At 48.2% G+C, this 16,216-nt stretch carries 15 protein-coding genes; 6 read left to right on the top strand and 9 right to left on the bottom strand.

Annotation, left to right across the window (positions count from 1 at the left end; genetic code table 11):
• The first annotated feature begins 109 nt into the window (after nucleotides 1-109).
• Nucleotides 110-1,411: an MFS transporter gene (locus ACQ5DJ_RS04590; protein WP_429841393.1), complete on the top strand. Its 1,302-nt coding sequence runs from the start codon at nucleotides 110-112 to the stop codon at nucleotides 1,409-1,411.
• 17 nt (nucleotides 1,412-1,428) lie between these two features.
• Nucleotides 1,429-2,415, top strand: coding sequence for an ornithine cyclodeaminase family protein (locus tag ACQ5DJ_RS04585; RefSeq protein WP_429841392.1), 987 nt, complete (start codon nucleotides 1,429-1,431; stop codon nucleotides 2,413-2,415).
• A 66-nt stretch (nucleotides 2,416-2,481) separates the two neighbouring features.
• Here ACQ5DJ_RS04585 and ACQ5DJ_RS04580 read toward each other — a convergent pair whose 3' ends face one another.
• Together ACQ5DJ_RS04580 and ACQ5DJ_RS04575 are read right to left on the bottom strand one after the other, a co-directional pair.
• The gene (locus tag ACQ5DJ_RS04580; RefSeq protein ID WP_429841391.1) at nucleotides 2,482-2,835 is read right to left on the bottom strand and encodes a response regulator; all 354 of its coding nucleotides are present in this window, start codon (nucleotides 2,833-2,835) and stop codon (nucleotides 2,482-2,484) included.
• A gap of 119 nt (nucleotides 2,836-2,954) precedes the next feature.
• Nucleotides 2,955-3,146 carry a hypothetical protein gene (locus ACQ5DJ_RS04575; protein ID WP_429812570.1) on the bottom strand — a complete coding sequence of 64 codons (192 nt, stop codon included), beginning with the start codon at nucleotides 3,144-3,146 and terminating at the stop codon, nucleotides 2,955-2,957.
• Nucleotides 3,147-3,314: 168 nt separating this feature from the next.
• Here ACQ5DJ_RS04575 and ACQ5DJ_RS04570 point away from each other — a divergent pair, with 168 nt between their 5' ends.
• Nucleotides 3,315-4,325, top strand: coding sequence for a BMP family ABC transporter substrate-binding protein (locus ACQ5DJ_RS04570; protein ID WP_429841390.1), 1,011 nt, complete (start codon nucleotides 3,315-3,317; stop codon nucleotides 4,323-4,325).
• A 5-nt stretch (nucleotides 4,326-4,330) separates the two neighbouring features.
• Nucleotides 4,331-6,151: an ATP-binding protein gene (locus tag ACQ5DJ_RS04565; protein WP_429841389.1), complete on the top strand. Its 1,821-nt coding sequence runs from the start codon at nucleotides 4,331-4,333 to the stop codon at nucleotides 6,149-6,151.
• Here the strand turns inward: ACQ5DJ_RS04565 and ACQ5DJ_RS04560 are convergent.
• Together ACQ5DJ_RS04560 and ACQ5DJ_RS04555 are read right to left on the bottom strand one after the other, a co-directional pair.
• A complete protein-coding gene (locus ACQ5DJ_RS04560; RefSeq protein ID WP_429841388.1) occupies nucleotides 6,148-6,948 on the bottom strand; it encodes an alpha/beta hydrolase family protein in 801 nt (266 codons plus the stop codon). The two genes, ACQ5DJ_RS04565 and ACQ5DJ_RS04560, sit on opposite strands and share 4 nt — an antisense overlap.
• A gap of 5 nt (nucleotides 6,949-6,953) precedes the next feature.
• Nucleotides 6,954-7,841, bottom strand: coding sequence for a LysR family transcriptional regulator (locus ACQ5DJ_RS04555; protein WP_429841387.1), 888 nt, complete (start codon nucleotides 7,839-7,841; stop codon nucleotides 6,954-6,956).
• 120 nt (nucleotides 7,842-7,961) lie between these two features.
• On the opposite strand from ACQ5DJ_RS04555, the gene ACQ5DJ_RS04550 reads away from it, so the two are divergent.
• On the top strand, nucleotides 7,962-8,348 hold the full coding sequence (locus tag ACQ5DJ_RS04550) for a rhodanese-like domain-containing protein (protein WP_429841386.1): 387 nt from the start codon (nucleotides 7,962-7,964) through the stop codon (nucleotides 8,346-8,348).
• A gap of 55 nt (nucleotides 8,349-8,403) precedes the next feature.
• Here the strand turns inward: ACQ5DJ_RS04550 and ACQ5DJ_RS04545 are convergent, their stop codons facing one another.
• The 5 genes from ACQ5DJ_RS04545 to ACQ5DJ_RS04525 form a co-directional block, all read right to left on the bottom strand.
• A complete protein-coding gene (locus tag ACQ5DJ_RS04545) occupies nucleotides 8,404-8,817 on the bottom strand; it encodes a S1 RNA-binding domain-containing protein (RefSeq protein ID WP_048034671.1) in 414 nt (137 codons plus the stop codon).
• Nucleotides 8,818-8,944: 127 nt separating this feature from the next.
• Nucleotides 8,945-10,063 (bottom strand): acetate/propionate family kinase, encoded by a 1,119-nt coding sequence (locus tag ACQ5DJ_RS04540; RefSeq protein ID WP_429841385.1) that lies wholly within the window; start codon nucleotides 10,061-10,063, stop codon nucleotides 8,945-8,947.
• Nucleotides 10,064-10,126: 63 nt separating this feature from the next.
• A complete protein-coding gene (locus tag ACQ5DJ_RS04535) occupies nucleotides 10,127-10,630 on the bottom strand; it encodes a VanZ family protein (RefSeq protein ID WP_429841384.1) in 504 nt (167 codons plus the stop codon).
• A gap of 110 nt (nucleotides 10,631-10,740) precedes the next feature.
• Nucleotides 10,741-13,989: an efflux RND transporter permease subunit gene (locus ACQ5DJ_RS04530; RefSeq protein WP_429841383.1), complete on the bottom strand. Its 3,249-nt coding sequence runs from the start codon at nucleotides 13,987-13,989 to the stop codon at nucleotides 10,741-10,743.
• Nucleotides 13,982-15,229, bottom strand: coding sequence for an efflux RND transporter periplasmic adaptor subunit (locus ACQ5DJ_RS04525; RefSeq protein ID WP_429841382.1), 1,248 nt, complete (start codon nucleotides 15,227-15,229; stop codon nucleotides 13,982-13,984). Before ACQ5DJ_RS04525 ends, ACQ5DJ_RS04530 begins: the two co-directional genes overlap by 8 nt.
• Nucleotides 15,230-15,494: 265 nt before the next feature.
• On the opposite strand from ACQ5DJ_RS04525, the gene ACQ5DJ_RS04520 reads away from it, so the two are divergent.
• Nucleotides 15,495-16,187, top strand: coding sequence for a CoA transferase subunit A (locus ACQ5DJ_RS04520; RefSeq protein WP_015893185.1), 693 nt, complete (start codon nucleotides 15,495-15,497; stop codon nucleotides 16,185-16,187).
• Nucleotides 16,188-16,216: the final 29 nt, after the last annotated feature.

The raw sequence follows: 16,216 nt of genomic DNA, 5'->3' as shown, positions 1-16,216 counted from the left end.
CTTTATTATTATCAGATTTGTAATCGCTTTATTTTTAAAAATTGAAGTGCCACTTTACTTATGAATTGAAGTGGCACTTCAATTTCTACCGACAAAGGAGGATTACCCGATGGCATTACAAACACAAGCGGGCGTTTCCAAAAAGGTTCAAAACAAAGCGTTGGTCGCGAGCCTTATTGGCAGCTCCATTGAGTGGTTTGACTTTTTTCTGTATGGAACCATGGCATCGCTCGTATTCAACAAGCTATTTTTTCCTTCTTCTGATCCAAGTGTAGGCTTACTGCTCTCTTATCTCTCATTTGGTCTTCCCTTTTTCATCCGGCCATTGGGTGGCGTGATCTTCAGTCATATCGGGGACAAAATCGGTCGTAAAAAAACGCTAGTCTTGACGTTGTCGCTGATGGGAGGCGCTACCGTCTTGATCGGTTTACTGCCTGATTACAATGCCATTGGCATCTGGGCTCCGATTCTTCTCGTCCTGATGCGCTTGATTCAAGGCCTGGGGATCGGCGGGGAATGGGGAGGGGCATTGCTTCTCGCCGTAGAGTACTCCGGCAAAGGCAGACGTGGCTTTTTTGGAAGTATCCCGCAAATGGGTGTAACGATCGGTATGCTGCTTGGTACGTTGGCCATTTCTTTGATGAGTGCGCTTCCCGATGATCAATTCATGTCTTGGGGCTGGCGAGTTCCGTTTCTGTTGAGTGCAGCACTTGTCTTTTTAGGACTCTGGATTCGTAATGGTATCGATGAAACACCAGCTTTTCAAGAAGCAAAAAAGACGGGGAACATTGCGAAAGTTCCCATCGTAGATACATTCCGCTATCACTGGAAAGCTGTTCTGATTGCCGTCGGAGCCAAAGTAGTAGAGACGGCGCCGTTCTATATTTTCTCGACGTTTATTATTGCCTACGCGACGAATTACTTGGGCTACGACCGAATAACGGTACTCAATGCCGTGACGATCGCCACACTAGTGACAACCATCGCGATTCCTTACATGGGTATGCTGTCAGATAAAGTAGGCAGAAAGCCTTTGTATATCGCGGGGACTATAGCGATGATGCTGTTTGCATTCCCTTACTTTTATATGCTGTCATTGAAATCAGCCCTTTGGCTTACCGTCGCAACCGTCATCGGACTCGGGATTCTCTGGGCTCCGGTCACAGCTGTATTGGGTACGATGTTCTCGGAGATTTTCAGCACGAATGTACGCTATACTGGGGTTACGGTTGGCTACCAGCTCGGTGCTGCTTTGGCGGGGGGTACTGCTCCGCTGATCGCGACTGCCTTGTTAAGCTCCTTTAACTCCTGGGTGCCAATCGCTTTGTACATCATAATTTCCGGGGTTATTTCTCTCATTGCGGTTTCTGCTACGAAGGAAACAAAGGATTTGGATTTGGACGAATCCTAATGGAAAGGAAGAATGAGATGCTCATATTAAGCCGTGAAAACATTGAACAAATCTATACAATGAAAGATTGCTTGGACGATGTGGAGCACGTCTTCCGTGAACATATGCTAGGAAACGTCACCACCCCTGTTCGTACTGCCATTGATCACCCGAAATACGGAGCAACCAGTCTATACATGCCGGCCTATTTGGAAACGGACGATTACGTAGCGGTTAAAATCATCAGTATTTTCCCGGAGAATCACAAGCATGATATCAAAGCACTCCAAAGCGTGATTGTATTGACCGAAGCAAAAACGGGACAGCATGTGGCGATGATGGACGCGAGCCTGTTGACGATTATGCGCACAGGTGCAAGCAGTGGCGTTGCAACCAAATACTTGGCAAAAGAAAATGCGCAAAGCTGCGCTGTACTGGGCTGCGGAGCACAATCCATCGGACAGATTCAAGCCGTCATGGAAGTCCGTCCACTGACAAGCATTTATCTCTATAACCGCACACGTGAGAAAGCGGACGAAATGAAACAAACACTACTCTCGCTCTACCCAGAGTGGCAAGGCGAAATCACGGTTATGGACGATGCCAATGAAGCGGTTGCGAATGCCGAAATCGTGATTTGCAGCACCAAGGCTACCAGCCCGTTGTTTGATGGAACACGCTTGCGTCCTGGTACGCATATCAATGCCATCGGTGCTTTTCTTCCCCATATGCAGGAGGTCGACTTGACTACTGTACAAAACAGCAAAGTCGTGGTCGATACATTGGAGGGAGCCGCGCACGAAGCCGGCGATCTGCTCATTCCGATTGAACGCGGCGAATGGAGCTTCGAACAAATGCACGCAGAGCTGGGAGACATTCTGATTGGGAAAAAAACTGGCCGAGAAAACGATGAAGAAATCACGCTGTACAAATCCGTGGGTGTTGCCTATTTGGACACAGCCGTTGCCAAAACGGTTTATGAACGTGCGAAAGCAAACGGCATTGGAATAGAAATCAGCTTGTAAATCTTGGCTTATAGAAAAACAGCCGCCTTTCCACCCGGGATTTGGCGGCTGTTTGCTTTTTCCTATCTACAAAAGTCGTGCGATTGCATCGAGTATCTGCTCTTTTTGAAAAGGCTTCACGACGAAATCACTCGCTCCTGTTTTCATCGCTTCCAGCACCTTCTGTCGGTGCCCGACTGCCGAGCAGATCAAAATTTTGGCATCACAGTCAAAATCCAAGATGTGACGCATGGCTTCAATCCCGTGCATGTGCGGCATGGTAATATCCATCGTGACAATATCTGGCTTGAGCTCCTTGTACTTTTCAATTGCCTCCAAGCCATTAGTCGCTTCTCCACAAACCTCATGTTGTTCGCCTAACATATCCGTCAGCACCCTTCTCGTGAAGGCTGCGTCATCTACTATCAGCAATCGGGCCATGCAGTCTTATCCCCTCGCATCTCGCTTGCTATTCTACTTCCTACTTTTGCAGAAATCGCAAGCCTTGTCCACGAGAGAAAATGACTTCTTTTGTCGAATGGCGCGAACTCCGATCGGTTTTATGAAATAAAGCCGATTCGCTCGCTGCTCTCTTTCGAATCATTGTCGCTGGCGGGTTCAGCTGTCCCGCTCGACGCCAGAGGGCTATCTGGCTTCGGGTGTGGAGTGGTCTCACCAATCTCCGGTCGATCGACCTGTGTTACCTCATCAGGAATATGTATCTGGGGGATTTCCACCATATCGTTTTCCATCGCGTGTACGCCTCCCTTCTGTTCCCGCTTGGCAGGATGTTCTCCATACGATTAGCCTGTCCGTATCCCTTTTTTCCATGCACAACCTTCAGAGAACCTATATAATAGGCATGACATGTATTTATATTTTCATGTGGATTATGCTTTTTTTCTATGGAGGAATCCCGCATGCCAAAGCTGCTGCCATTTCCCGTCTTATTTACCGGTTTGGTAGTCGGGCTGCTAATGCTCATTACCAGTCAATTCGTTACAAGCATGAAGCATCTCGATAAAGTCATAAATAAAAGCAGCCATTCTTCTGACAAAGTGCGTGTCGCCCTGTTGCTGGAGGGCCCCACTTATGATCAGGGCTGGAATAGCAGTGCACTAGAGAGTATGACAGAACTGCAAAAAAGATTTAACTTTTCACTCGAAATCGCCAATAATATAAAACCGGAGCAGATTACGAAGGTGGCTGAGAAATATGCAGCCAACGACTATGATCTCATACTGGGTCATGGCCTCATCTTCTCTGATCCTTTTACAGACGTGGCGCTTCGATATCCGAAATCACACTTTGTTTCCTTTAACGGAGAGGCTCCGCATCCGAATCAGACGACGATTCGTTACGATATGAAGCCTGCTGGCAAGCTCGTTGGCATACTTGCGGCGAAGATGTCGAAATCGGATAAAGTTGGATACATCTTGGTAGACAAGCCCACAGAGCTCCTGCAATTAGAAGGATTTATCGAGGGTGTGAAAAAGGCATCGCCAAACACGTCTATCGTCGTGGGAAAAGTTCCTGATTTCAATGATATTCAGGGAGCCATTCACACGACTCGCGACATGATATCTCAAGGTGTAGATGTCATCTACACCACAGGCGACAGCTTCAATCTTGAAGTGATTACAGAAGCGCAGCGCGCAGGAGTATTCACCATCGGATACATTGCCGATCAGCGCTACATCGCTCCAGACTACGTGCTGGTCTCCATGATGCAGGATGTTCGTCAATGCTACCGCATCATCATGGAACAGTTTATTCAAGGGGATCTCCCAAATGGAAAAGTCATGTACGGACTTGCCGAAGGAGTCAACCATCTCAGTCAATTCGGTCACATGGTGCCAACAAATGTACGTGAAGATTTAGAACGGGAATTGCAAAATCTCATTCCTTCCCGTGGCTCGTATGGAGGTTAATCAGCATGCCCCTTTTCAGCAATCTCGGATTTCAGAAAAAAATCATGCTCAGCTATCTCGTAATGATGCTTCTCATCGGTTGCGTGACGACCCTGTTCAGCTATCAAATGACCAAGGTCACCTCTGATGAAGTGTATTTGACGCAAAACCTCTTGCCGCAAACGAGCGCCTTACTGGAAGTCAAAAATCAGATATACACCAAGACATATGCGTTGAACATGTATACATCGACACGTGACGAGTCTTATCTGGATCAATACTATACAAATCTGATCGATACGGCTCGCTTTTCCTCGCTTCCCAAAACCGAGGCGAACAGTGGCTTATTTACCATTATTGAATCGATATCCCAACTGGACTTTATCTTTTTGAACAAAATCAATCCGTTGCTGCAAGCAGGAAACGTTCCAGCCGTCAGTTATGTACTAGACAACGAAGTAAAGCCCTTGCTCGATCGATTGGAACGAGATCTCTCCTTCTCACTCAATCAGCTAGAGTATCAGACGAACAAAGAGTTTCAGAATTCGAATGAGAGCATCAAAGTCTCGTTGATCCTAACGTATTCGGTTTCCGTAGCCTCTATCTTGTTTGGGCTGTTCTGTACGTTTTACTTCCGTAATGAGCTGTTGCGCCCGATCCAGTCTCTGATGCAGCAAGCACGTGAAGTATCGAAAGGAACATTCGGTCAGCAAATCGTCTATACCCATCAAGATGAATTCCTTGAGTTGGCGCAGGAGTTCAACAAAATGTCGAGCAGCATCGCCAATCTATTCGCACAAGATAAAAGGCAACGGCAAATTTTGACCGAAGAAAAAAATATCCGGGAGCAAATCTTAAACTCTCTGCCTGTTGGGATTATTACCCGTTCTCATGCGACAGTTGGTCTTCATGTAAACCAGTTGGCACAGCATTTGGTCAGGCTCGACGATCACGGCTACCCCTTGTCCAAGGATTCCTTTGAAGCAACCACTCGCAATGAGCTGACTCCATGGTTCGTCAATCGCAAAATGACCTTGTACAAAAAAGACGACACACCATTCATTGCCCTTGTCTCCTACATCCCATTGCACAATCATCACCACAATCAGGAAACGGGATGGATGGTGGCCTTCTTGGACATTACGGAGCAGGAGCAAATTCAAGAGTACTTAAACCAATCTGAGAAGCTGGCCATGGTCGGTCAGTTGGCAGCGGGAGCCGCTCATGAAATCCGCAATCCGCTAACGGTCATCTACGGCTTTATTCAGCTATTGGAGCAGCGTTTATCGAATCAAGAACGCGATTTGTACTATTTGCCCTTAATCTTGCAGGAAATTGAACGGGTCAACCGCATTGTGACGGAGTTGTTGATGCTATCCAAACCGTCCAAGCCCGATTATCGCGAAGTTGCCCTAGCCGGTGTCATTCATTCGATTCTTCCCTTGATGAATGCCGAGGCTATGCTGCATGGGATTCAAATCGTAGACCACTGTGATCCGAGCATTCGCATTCACGTCGATGTCGAGCAATTAAAGCAAATCCTGTTAAATTTAATGAAAAACAGCATTGAAGCCATGAAAGACGGCGGCGTTCTCACCATCGAAAGCCGCCTGGATGATCAAGCTATCCATATTCATGTCAGAGACACGGGCGAAGGCATTTCCCAAGAGTATCTGGTGCGTATATTCGATCCGTTCTTCTCCTTAAAAGAGGATGGGACAGGACTGGGGCTGCCGATTTCCCGACGAATGGTCGAAAACCACGGTGGGGAGTTGCACGTGAATAGTAAGCTGGGGAAAGGAACGGAAATCATCATCACGCTGCCGCTTACACCAAAAGAAGATTAGGCTTGTGCATCCAGCCAAGCGAACATTTTGCGCGTATACATCTCCATATCTTCCCCGACAAACAGATGGCTGGCCCCTTGCGCCAGCCATTTTTCATACGGTTTGCCTGCCTGCGTCAGCGCATCTGCCAATTTATGAGCATGCTCCACTCCCACATTCTCATCTTCCGTGCCATGTATGATCAGCACAGGGCAAGAAATCTCGTCCATCCGATACAAAGGCGTCCGATCGCGGTAGGCATCCTCCTGCTTGCGCGGATGACCGATGATTCTGCGCAGCATCCTTCTCAGATCCACCCGCTCCTCATAGGTCAAAAACATGTCGCTGACACCACTCCATACGACGCAAGACAGCACGCCCTTGCACTCCATTGCAGCAAACAAGGCCATGACGCCACCGCGTGAAAAGCCGTAGACGCTGATTCGCCCCTTGTCCACCTTCTCCAGGCTACGGAGCAATTCAAATGCGGCAAACACATCATACCTGTCTGCCCCACCGAATTCATCCCGGCCCTCTCCACCTTCGTTGCCACGGTAATGAGGAGCGAGGACCACGTAGCCAAAGGCAGCCATTTGACTGATTCGCTCGGGTCTAACGCGTCCCACTCCTTTTATCCCGCCTCGGCAATACAGGAGAGCCGACAGACATGCTCCCTCCTGAAAATAGGCCTCTGGAACAGCCAATGCAGCTTTTACCAGCAAGTCTTGACTGTAGTAGCTGACGGTATAGAGCTGCACTCCCGAATGGACTGTCTCTTCGGGTATACATGCGACAAATAGGGAAGTATCTAGCTGCATCCTGCTCACGACTCCTCTCTCTGTGATCTCGTAATCGTATCCACAAGCGTCACCATCGAAGGTGATAGCCATTTCTTTTTATGATGAACAAGCTGAATGGAAAAAGGCGGCTTATCTGACTGAAACGGGATGGCTGTGAGCACCTCTTCTGCGAGCTCTCTCTTGACCGCCATGAGCGGCAGCAATGCCACACCCAAGCCACAGCGTACACACTGCTTGATCGCTTCCGGATTGCTGAACTGGCAGGCGATTCGCTGATTCATCCCCGCCTCTCCAAAGACCTCCAGCAGCATGCCCCGATACGTACAGCCTTCTTCGGTCAATACAAGTGGCTCGCCGCCCAGATCATGGACAGTGAGTGCTGTTGCTGTCGTAAATCGATGGGTGGGTGGCATGACGATCACTAATTCTTCCTCGCGAATAACGTGGGTGACTAGCTCAGGGTCTGTACAAGGTCGGTCGAAAATGATCCCGAAATCGAGATAGCCATCCTTGATCTGTTGTACAATTTCTGCTTCCCCAGCCGTCCTCAATACTAAATCAACCTGAGGATATTGCTGACAAAAAGCCTGCAAATACGGCGGCAGAAAGAACGCCGCCAATGTATCGATCGTTCCAATGGCAATCGGCCCTGTCGTCTGTTGCTTAATCACTTCTTTAGATTCCCCATACAGACGAATCAATTCCCGTGCATACGGCAGCAAGGCTTCACCTGCTTGCGTCAGTCGCAGCTTGCGTCCGTATCTTTCAAATAGCGGGGCGCCATACGACTGCTCCAGCTTTTGCATTTGTGCCGTTACCGTCGGTTGAGCATAGCCCAGTTCTTCTGCTGCCCGTGTAAAGCTCCCATAACGGGCTACTTCGCGAAAAGTATGTAAATAGACCAGCTCCATCCCGGTTCCTCCCATAGAAATTAGTAATGATCTTTATTGAATAGTATAGATAACTGTGATGATTGCTTCAATGCTATGCTTTGTACATAAACCATCACACGTAATGAGGAGGATTTTGATATGTCCCTTATTTTGCAAATACCCGCCGCGTCACCCGAAGTAGCCCGCGCTCATTTTCTCGAAAAGCTTTCTCTCGAGACAGATGTCGCTGATGTATGGAATGACATCCAAAATCGTGTGGAAGGCTTCTACATCCTGGATGCTCGCAGCGACAAAGCGTATCGGGATGGTCACGTTCCCGGGGCTCTAAATCTCCCCCATTCGCTTATTTCCGCTGAAACGACGGCTGCTCTAGACCCGACCAAGCTCATGGTCGTCTACTGCTGGGGTCCCAACTGCAACGGTGCTGCAAAGGCTTGCGTAAAACTAGCTGCTCTCGGCTTTCGAGTAAAAGAGATGCTCGGCGGGATTGAATACTGGGAAAAAGAGGGGAATCCTCTCGAATAGGAAACGCAAAAAAGGACGGGAGATTGATCCCGTCCTTCTTACGTTATCGCAAGGCTTAGTAGCCGCGTTTTGCGTTCTTTTTGTTGATTGTCGCAAGGTTCTCTTCGCTGTGCTTCATCCATTTTTTCATCTTGTCTTCGAAAGAAGCTCCGCTATCTCGTTTTGCATTCCCTCCGCGGTCGCCTCCACGATATCCACCACCACGGCGTTCTTCACGTTCCGGACGCTCAGGCGCTGGGAGTGCTGCGCGAACCGAAAGCGAGATTTTACCTGCATCATCAATGGAGAGTACTTTTACCTTTACTTGTGCCCCCACGGTAAAGTGATCATTGATATCCTTAACAAAACCGTTTGCTACTTGGGAAATGTGGACCAGCCCCTGCTCCGTTTCGCTGACTGCTACGAACATCCCAAACGGTTTAATCGCTGTCACTTTTCCTTCGATGATGCTTCCCACTTGTACTGCCATCCAGTTTGCACTCCTTTTATTTTTTCAGAAAAATGGTGAGAACCTCAAACCAGAAGCCTCATTCTCTTAGTATAGCAGAGAAATTCCAATACTGAAAAGCCTATTCTTTCTAGGCGCATATTCAAAGCTAGTTATGCCCCAGTTCGAATGCATCCATTGCCATTACAAGTTCTTCATTTGTCGGGATTACCATGACCTTTACCGGAGAGTATTTCGTGCTGATGAATGTCTCACCTTTGCTGGTTCGGTTTATTTCACGATCCAGGTTTACCCCGGCAAATTCCAGACCAGAGCACACCAAATCACGCACGGCAGCACTATTCTCTCCAACACCTGCTGTAAAGATAATACCATCTACTCCATTCAGTCGAGCAAGGTACAGTCCCACATGCTTATGTAGAATAGTAGTAAACAATTCCAGTGCCAACTTGCTGCGGAGATGTCCCTCTTCTGCTTTTTTCATAACGTCGCGCAAATCATTGGATACACCCGATACGCCCATGAGTCCACTATTGTTATTGAGAATCTTAATAGCGCCAGCCGTGTCGGTCTTTTCAATTTCCTCAATATACGGGATGATACCTGGGTCAATGTTTCCACTGCGCGTACCCATGGACAAACCAGCCAACGGTGTCATACCCATCGAAGTATCATACGATTCTCCATTTCGGATCGCCGTGATACTTACCCCGCTTCCGATGTGGCAGCTGATCAGACGAAGCTGCTCTTTCTGGCGACCCATCATTTCTGCTGCACGACCCATGACATATCGGTGAGAGGTTCCATGGAAACCGTATTTACGAATACCGTATTGCTCGTAGTATTCATAAGGCAGTGCGTACAAATACGAGGATGGTGGCATTGTTTGGTGGAACGCGGTATCAAAAACAGCAACGTGAATCAAATCAGGAAACAGACTTTGAGCAACTTCGATCCCGATCAGGTTAATAGGGTTATGCAGCGGGGCGAAACGGGACAGGTTACGAATTTCTTCTTTTACTTGGTCATTGATAATAACGGACTGCTTAAATGCTTCGCCGCCATGGACAACACGATGGGAAACGATATCTATCGAATATTGTTTGAGGGATTCAAACACTCCCCGAATAGCATCTTCATATTGGTCACGCTGGATTTGCTCCAAATAATCATGTGCAATCAATGTTTTGGAAGGCATTTCATATAGCTTGTACTTCACCGAAGAACTTCCGCAGTTCAGTACAAGGACATTCTTTTTTTCTACCACGATCTAATCCACTCTCCAATCATTCAATCGCAGCCTTCTCTCCTCCTAGGATGGATAGGCTCCCTACATTTTATAACGATATGCTCTTCGTGAATACAGGTAATTGAGAGCAATTATCAACAACATCGTGACAGATCCAGATGCATCGAGCAAAACATCCTGCACCATTCCGGTTCGATCCGGTGTAAACGTCTGGTGCCATTCATCCAAAACAGCCGTCATCACACTGCAAAAAGCGCTCCAGGGCAGTGCTTGCCCAAACGAAAGCTTATGCGAAAACACACGATACCAGCTAAAAGCCAAGAGAGCAAAAACAGTAAAGTGTATCCCTTTCCGTATCAAGAACTCAATAAAACCAGCTGCTCCCTTTTCTTCCAAGCTCACATCCTTGCCTCCATAAGGAATGGATATGTCGCCTATACGGTCCTGTAAGCTCTGTTCATCCACTAGCTTGTCTATCGTCCCTCGCATGTCTTGCTTGGCGTATGGCTGTGAAGAAGAAATGAACAACCCGAGTAGAATGCCAATCAAAAGCAAGTAATCCCATACTTTTCGATATCGACGCACGTGTTTACTACCCCCTGCTTTCGATTCTCTTTCCTATCTTACCATGACGTATACCTGATTAGTCGGTTACAGCTACGTGAACGATTGAAAAAGAAAAACGCCAACCTATTTTAGCGGTTGGCGTCATGTGTAGAAGAAGAAAGAGGCAGGAAGTCCTCTTGTACAGGCACATACTCCCGGGAATCGTGGCTCGAGACTTCGACTTGCCCTGTTTTTTGTGAGCGAGCCTGTTCCCGTTTTCTTTCTTTGAAATCGCGGCGACGTACTTGGTTGTTTTCCCACCAAATCCGCAAATGACGAGCAAGGATCGGCAAGGACATCTCAGAATGGGCAGCCTGTCGTTGAACAGCTGCATGTTGCATACCTGGAAGAAGAGCCATTGTGGCAAAAGCCCCCATTAGAATGCCAAACAACAATACGCTGGCAAAAGACGCAAACGAATCATTCCCAGTACCCAAGCCCCCAGCTAGTGGAAGGCTGGCTAACGCAATCGCTACATATATCCCCGCTTGATTGACCATGGTGCGTTTGGCCCCCAGCTTGATACCGTCCCAGACTCGCTCCTGTTCGGCTTGGGCCTTGTACAGCTCATCCAGCGCAAGAAGTGCCTGCAAAACGATGACCGCAATGGCAGCAACCATACCATAGAAGCTCATAATGTTCATGGGTCGATCCAGCCACAGCAATCCCAGCGCAAAGCCTCCAGACAAGACAGGCAAAAGAACGAGGGCAAATAATCCATCGCGCATTCTGCGTTGGAAAAGCAAACTCATGATAAATACGAGGGCAACCAGACTGCCAATCGTCAAGAACCGGCTGGTCCAATCAACCTTGTTGAGCTTTTTCTCCTCCAATTTCTTCAGCTCATCGTCGTTATATACCGTGTAGCCTTCGGGTATCGTCACCTTTTCTTGCATAGAATATGGGATGATGTAAGACCATAGCTCAATTCGACTTGGGTCTGAGACGGCACTGCTTACCTTGAAGACATACAGTCCGTCTTCCCGTTGATAAGTGGGCGGTTCGCTGCCGATCGACCAATCTACCAGCTCAGATAATCGCACCGTACCTTGTGATGTTAGAATCAATATATTTTTCACCTGATCCGGATAGTCCATCCACCCGTCAGGGAATCGGATGTGGATCGGTACCTGACGCTCGTTCCAATTGACACTGCCAGCTGTTTTTTCTCCCAAATAGCTCTCCAGTTGTCTCTTGATCTCCTCTTGCGTAATCCGGTAACGTGCCAGCATCTCTTGTTTCGGACGAATGTCGATAAAGGTCCCCTCTGCACCTGGACCGATTCGTTCATCTGTTACAAGTTCTCGCCCCTCTTTATCCTTCACACTCTGTTTTTCCATGAATGCCAATGCTTCATTCGCAATGTTCTGCGTCGTTTGCAAGGATGGGCCCATGATCGTCAAGACGAGACGTGTTGCCTTGTCTTTATTAATGACCAGCGCAAACGGATCTGTCTGAGGAATATCTCGCAGCTCTTTGTCCAGTACTTTTTCCAGCTCCGAGACTGATTGCGTCCAATCGTATTTGTCCACGAGCTTTAGTTGAAAACGCAGATTTTCTTCGGAGGCAATCGTGTAGACATCTCGGACTTCGTCAATGGCGAGTAAACGCTCCTCAGCTATTTGTGCTGCCCGCATGGCCTCATCGATGCTGCTTCCCTGCACCATTGGCAAAGAAAGCGACTTTTCCCCATAATCAAGCTTGGCGTACGGATCTACAAGAATAAACGACTTGAGTAAAAAGACAAAGACAAGCGAGGCAACCAGCGTGATTCCAAAAGGCAAATACCCTTGTTCCACCAGTCGTTCCCAACGATCTTGAAAATAACTTGTCACCTTATTGGAGGCCCGTGGTGTTTCCTTCTCTCCTCGTTCGGAAGCTTCCAGCCAAGTTCCTGTCAGTACCGGCGTGATAAATCCATAGACAAGAATAAGAGCAAACATCCCCAGCATAAGAACGGGCCAAGCATCGTACAAGACAACCTTGTCTTCTGCTTTGAGGAAATCAGTGAAAACGACACCTGTCCAACAGGCTGCCACTACGACAACCGTGAGTAAAAACGGCTTCATCAAGCCCCACGCCACTTGCAAACAATGAACAAACGAGTACGAGGGCAGGCGAGAAAACTGATGAAACAACGCAGAGCCTGCACCTGTGAATAATAGCGAAAACAACACGAGTGGTCCAAGCGTGGAGAGCGTCAATGAGATTCCGCAAAGCCACATGCCCCCAAGAACACTGCCGACCGCAAGTACGTTTGCAAAAAGCGCAAGTACAGCCCCTGCCCATTGTTTTCGGGTCAGGTACAAAAAGAGCGAACAGATGACAGCAGTTAGAACAGCCAGTGCCCCAAGCTGTCTCAGTGCAGCGGTGATGGTCTGCGCGTCGTCACGAAACAAATCGAGGCGGTACTTGCCGCCTGAAGCCTGATTCAACTCGGCAACCGCTTCCTTTACTTGCTTGCTGATTACAGGCAATTGACCGACATCTGCTGCGTACACCGTGATTCCTAATGCAGGCGAGCCTCGATACATCCCGATTTGTTCGCCTTTGCTCCCGCGTCGATCACGAATGTCAGCCAACGTATTTAGTGGCACGTATCCTTTTTCGGTGGGGATCAAGTGCTTACCCAGATCTTGCATCCCTTCCGATTTACTCGTCCATTGAATAATGGTTCGATCCTTATCAGCTCCAACAGAACCTACCTCTTCCCCTACCACATCTGTCGGCAGTTGCGACAAAACATCAGCAGGTGTGAGCCCGTAGGCGAGTAGCATGGACGGTCGGAAAATGATATCTACCTGCTCTTTCAAGGCTTGCTTGTCCATTTCGATGCGAGCGATTCCTGGTAGATTGATCAATTTGTCGTAGACGGTATTTTGGGCAACGTCAGACAAGGTCTGCAAGTCTGTGCCGTACAGGACATAAAAGCCAATTTTGCTATCTGCCAGATTACTTTGACTGACGCTCCACTCCTGCACTGGCAGCTGCTTCGTGATTTCTCCCAGCTTCTTTTCCAACCGTTCCTTGTAATCGGAACCGATTTGTTCCGATGTTTTTACAGTAATAACCGCTGACCCCGTCCGAGATTCGGAAGCAATCGTAAGCACACTGCCCAATGAACGTACCGATTCCTCTACTTTTCTCGCGACTGATTCGTCTACTTCGGCCGAGGAGAGTTTGGGTGCTGAGAGAGTGATTGTGTATTCAGGCACAGACCGATCCGGAAAAGTTTTGATATCCAGACCGAGCCATGCTCCTAGCGCAAGTAGACAGCATATGACCGCCAAAATGCGGGCAAAGGAGGGGACAATCGATAAAAATGTCTTGTTATTCATCCGCCACCTTCACCGCCTCACCATCCACTACATACGACAAGCCTGCCGCAACAATCTGGTCACCAGGCACGAGGCCTTCCACTACCTCATAGAAGGTTCCTTGCAATGCCCCCACTTTGACAAACGTCTTTTCCACTGAATGTTCATTGATTTTCATGACGTAATATTCTTCATCAGAGACACCGATGCTGCTAACAGGAACGAGCGCAACATTTGACGCTGGCAACGAATACTGACAAGTGACAGTCATGCCACCCTTCCACGCTACATTCTTGCCGTCTACGGTCACCTCGACTGGATAAGAGCCTAAGCTGGTATCCATAACAGGCGAGACAAATGTCACTTTTCCTTCTGCTTCACTGCCGTCCGGAGCTTTCACCTTTACCACTTTACCTGCCTGCCAATGGGCGATTTGCTCCCTTTCTACCTGCAGCTTGACAAGCCAAGAGCTCGTATCGACCATCCGAATGACCTCTGTCCCAGGTCCAGCTTGCTCCGACGCTGTCTTGGTGATCGCAGCTACCACACCTGTAAACGGAGCTTTGATCACCGCATCAGCCGCTTCCTGCTTCGCGCGACTCAATTGAACATTGGCCTGCTGGACACTTGTATTGGCTTCTTCGACATCCAGTGGATCGGCGCCCTTCAGCAGGTTGTTGTACGCAACTTGTTCTTCTTCCAGACTCAGCTCGGCCTGTCGCAATACTGAGGTCAGCTTGTCTTTTTCATCTTTTGAGATGGCTCCATTCGCATACAGAATCTCCGCTTTGGAAAGTTCGTCGCGAGCTTTTTGCATCTGTTCTCTCGCTTTTTCTACCTGCAGCTTCTTGGTCTGCACCTCATGACTCTCCGGTCCCTTGGCGGCCTTTTCCCGCTTGATCGCAGCACTTGCTACCTGTCCTTGGGCTGCGTTAATTCCTTGCTGTAGGGCCGTTCCATCTAATGTCGCCAACGTCTGGCCCGCCTTGACAGTGGCTCCTTTTTCAACGAGAATGCCTGAAATTTTGCCTGAAGCGCCAAACGATAAAGCCAGCTCCTGACGCGGTGCCATTACGCCTGATACTTCCATCAGTCGCTCATCCTTGCCATTCTCCACCGTATACGCACTTACCGTTTTTACCTTGATGACCGTTTCTTCTTTCGTTCGTTTCAGACTTGAAACATCCTCATTTAGCTTTTCGCACCCTACGAGCAGCAGGACCACAACCGTGAGACTCATCCATTTATTCGTATTTTTCATTCCTGCAACCCCACATTTCCCCCTGAATCTTCCTATGCTGACAAAGAATCGACGATTATTGACAAAATATATTTTACAGAAAAACATGGTATAGTTGTACTACTTTTCTGTCATTTTATATTATTTTTTATAATCCAAATGTCTCGTCACTTGTTTGTAACTCGTATCTTGTATGATAGAAGGGCAGGAAAACGGGGCAACTGCATCGCCCCTATTGTTAGCGCTTACACAAATCTTTTATTTTTTCATGGTGGGAGTGATCGTCATGGCCAAAATTTACACTTCTTACACGGACATCGTGGCTGATATTCACGATGGTGCCACTTTATTAGTGGGCGGCTTCGGACTGGTAGGAATTCCGGAGAATCTGATTATCGCCCTGCGAGACAAAGCAGTGAAAAACTTGACTGTCGTCTCAAATAACTGTGGAGTAGATGATTGGGGACTCGGTCTCCTTTTACGCGAAAAGCAAATCAAAAAAATGGTCTCCTCTTATGTGGGAGAAAATAAGGAATTCGAACGTCAATTTCTGTCGGGTGAGCTCGAAGTCGAGTTGACGCCACAAGGAACCCTCGCGGAGAGAATTCGTGCAGGCGGAGCTGGTATTCCAGCATTCTATACCCCAGCTGGAGTCGGCACACCTATCGCTGAAGGACGGGAAACGCGCGATTTCGCGGGAAAAGAGTACCTGCTTGAGTATGGCATCACGGGCGATTTCGCACTGATCAAGGCGTGGAAAGCTGACAAGATGGGGAATCTCGTCTTCCGCAAAACAGCCCAAAACTTCAATCCGATGATGGCAGCAGCCGGAAAAATCACCATCGTCGAAGTGGAAGAAATCGTAGAGACAGGTGAACTGGACCCTGAGCATATTCACACACCAAGTGTCTATGTGCAACGTGTGATACAGGCGCCTTCGTTCGAAAAGCGCATTGAACGACGCACTGTCCGCTCGTAAACAGCAAAAGAGAGAACCGGATTACATTC

Origin of the sequence: Brevibacillus sp. FIR094, assembly GCF_050477165.1 — a bacterium.
Lineage (GTDB): Bacteria > Bacillota > Bacilli > Brevibacillales > Brevibacillaceae > Brevibacillus.
Note: the sequence above shows the minus strand (reverse complement) of the source record. Positions and strands in the feature narration are given on the sequence as shown.

Bases quoted from the DNA above. Each gene is read 5' to 3' on its own strand.
- ACQ5DJ_RS04590 (WP_429841393.1), top strand. From the start codon at position 110: ATGGCATTACAAACACAAGCGGGCGTTTCCAAAAAGGTTCAAAACAAA.
- ACQ5DJ_RS04585 (WP_429841392.1), top strand. From the start codon at position 1,429: ATGCTCATATTAAGCCGTGAAAACATTGAACAAATCTATACAATGAAA.
- ACQ5DJ_RS04580 (WP_429841391.1), bottom strand. From the start codon at position 2,835: ATGGCCCGATTGCTGATAGTAGATGACGCAGCCTTCACGAGAAGGGTG.
- ACQ5DJ_RS04575 (WP_429812570.1), bottom strand. From the start codon at position 3,146: ATGGAAAACGATATGGTGGAAATCCCCCAGATACATATTCCTGATGAG.
- ACQ5DJ_RS04570 (WP_429841390.1), top strand. From the start codon at position 3,315: ATGCCAAAGCTGCTGCCATTTCCCGTCTTATTTACCGGTTTGGTAGTC.
- ACQ5DJ_RS04565 (WP_429841389.1), top strand. From the start codon at position 4,331: ATGCCCCTTTTCAGCAATCTCGGATTTCAGAAAAAAATCATGCTCAGC.
- ACQ5DJ_RS04560 (WP_429841388.1), bottom strand. From the start codon at position 6,948: ATGCAGCTAGATACTTCCCTATTTGTCGCATGTATACCCGAAGAGACA.
- ACQ5DJ_RS04555 (WP_429841387.1), bottom strand. From the start codon at position 7,841: ATGGAGCTGGTCTATTTACATACTTTTCGCGAAGTAGCCCGTTATGGG.
- ACQ5DJ_RS04550 (WP_429841386.1), top strand. From the start codon at position 7,962: ATGTCCCTTATTTTGCAAATACCCGCCGCGTCACCCGAAGTAGCCCGC.
- ACQ5DJ_RS04545 (WP_048034671.1), bottom strand. From the start codon at position 8,817: ATGGCAGTACAAGTGGGAAGCATCATCGAAGGAAAAGTGACAGCGATT.
- ACQ5DJ_RS04530 (WP_429841383.1), bottom strand. From the start codon at position 13,989: ATGAATAACAAGACATTTTTATCGATTGTCCCCTCCTTTGCCCGCATT.
- ACQ5DJ_RS04525 (WP_429841382.1), bottom strand. From the start codon at position 15,229: ATGAAAAATACGAATAAATGGATGAGTCTCACGGTTGTGGTCCTGCTG.
- ACQ5DJ_RS04520 (WP_015893185.1), top strand. From the start codon at position 15,495: ATGGCCAAAATTTACACTTCTTACACGGACATCGTGGCTGATATTCAC.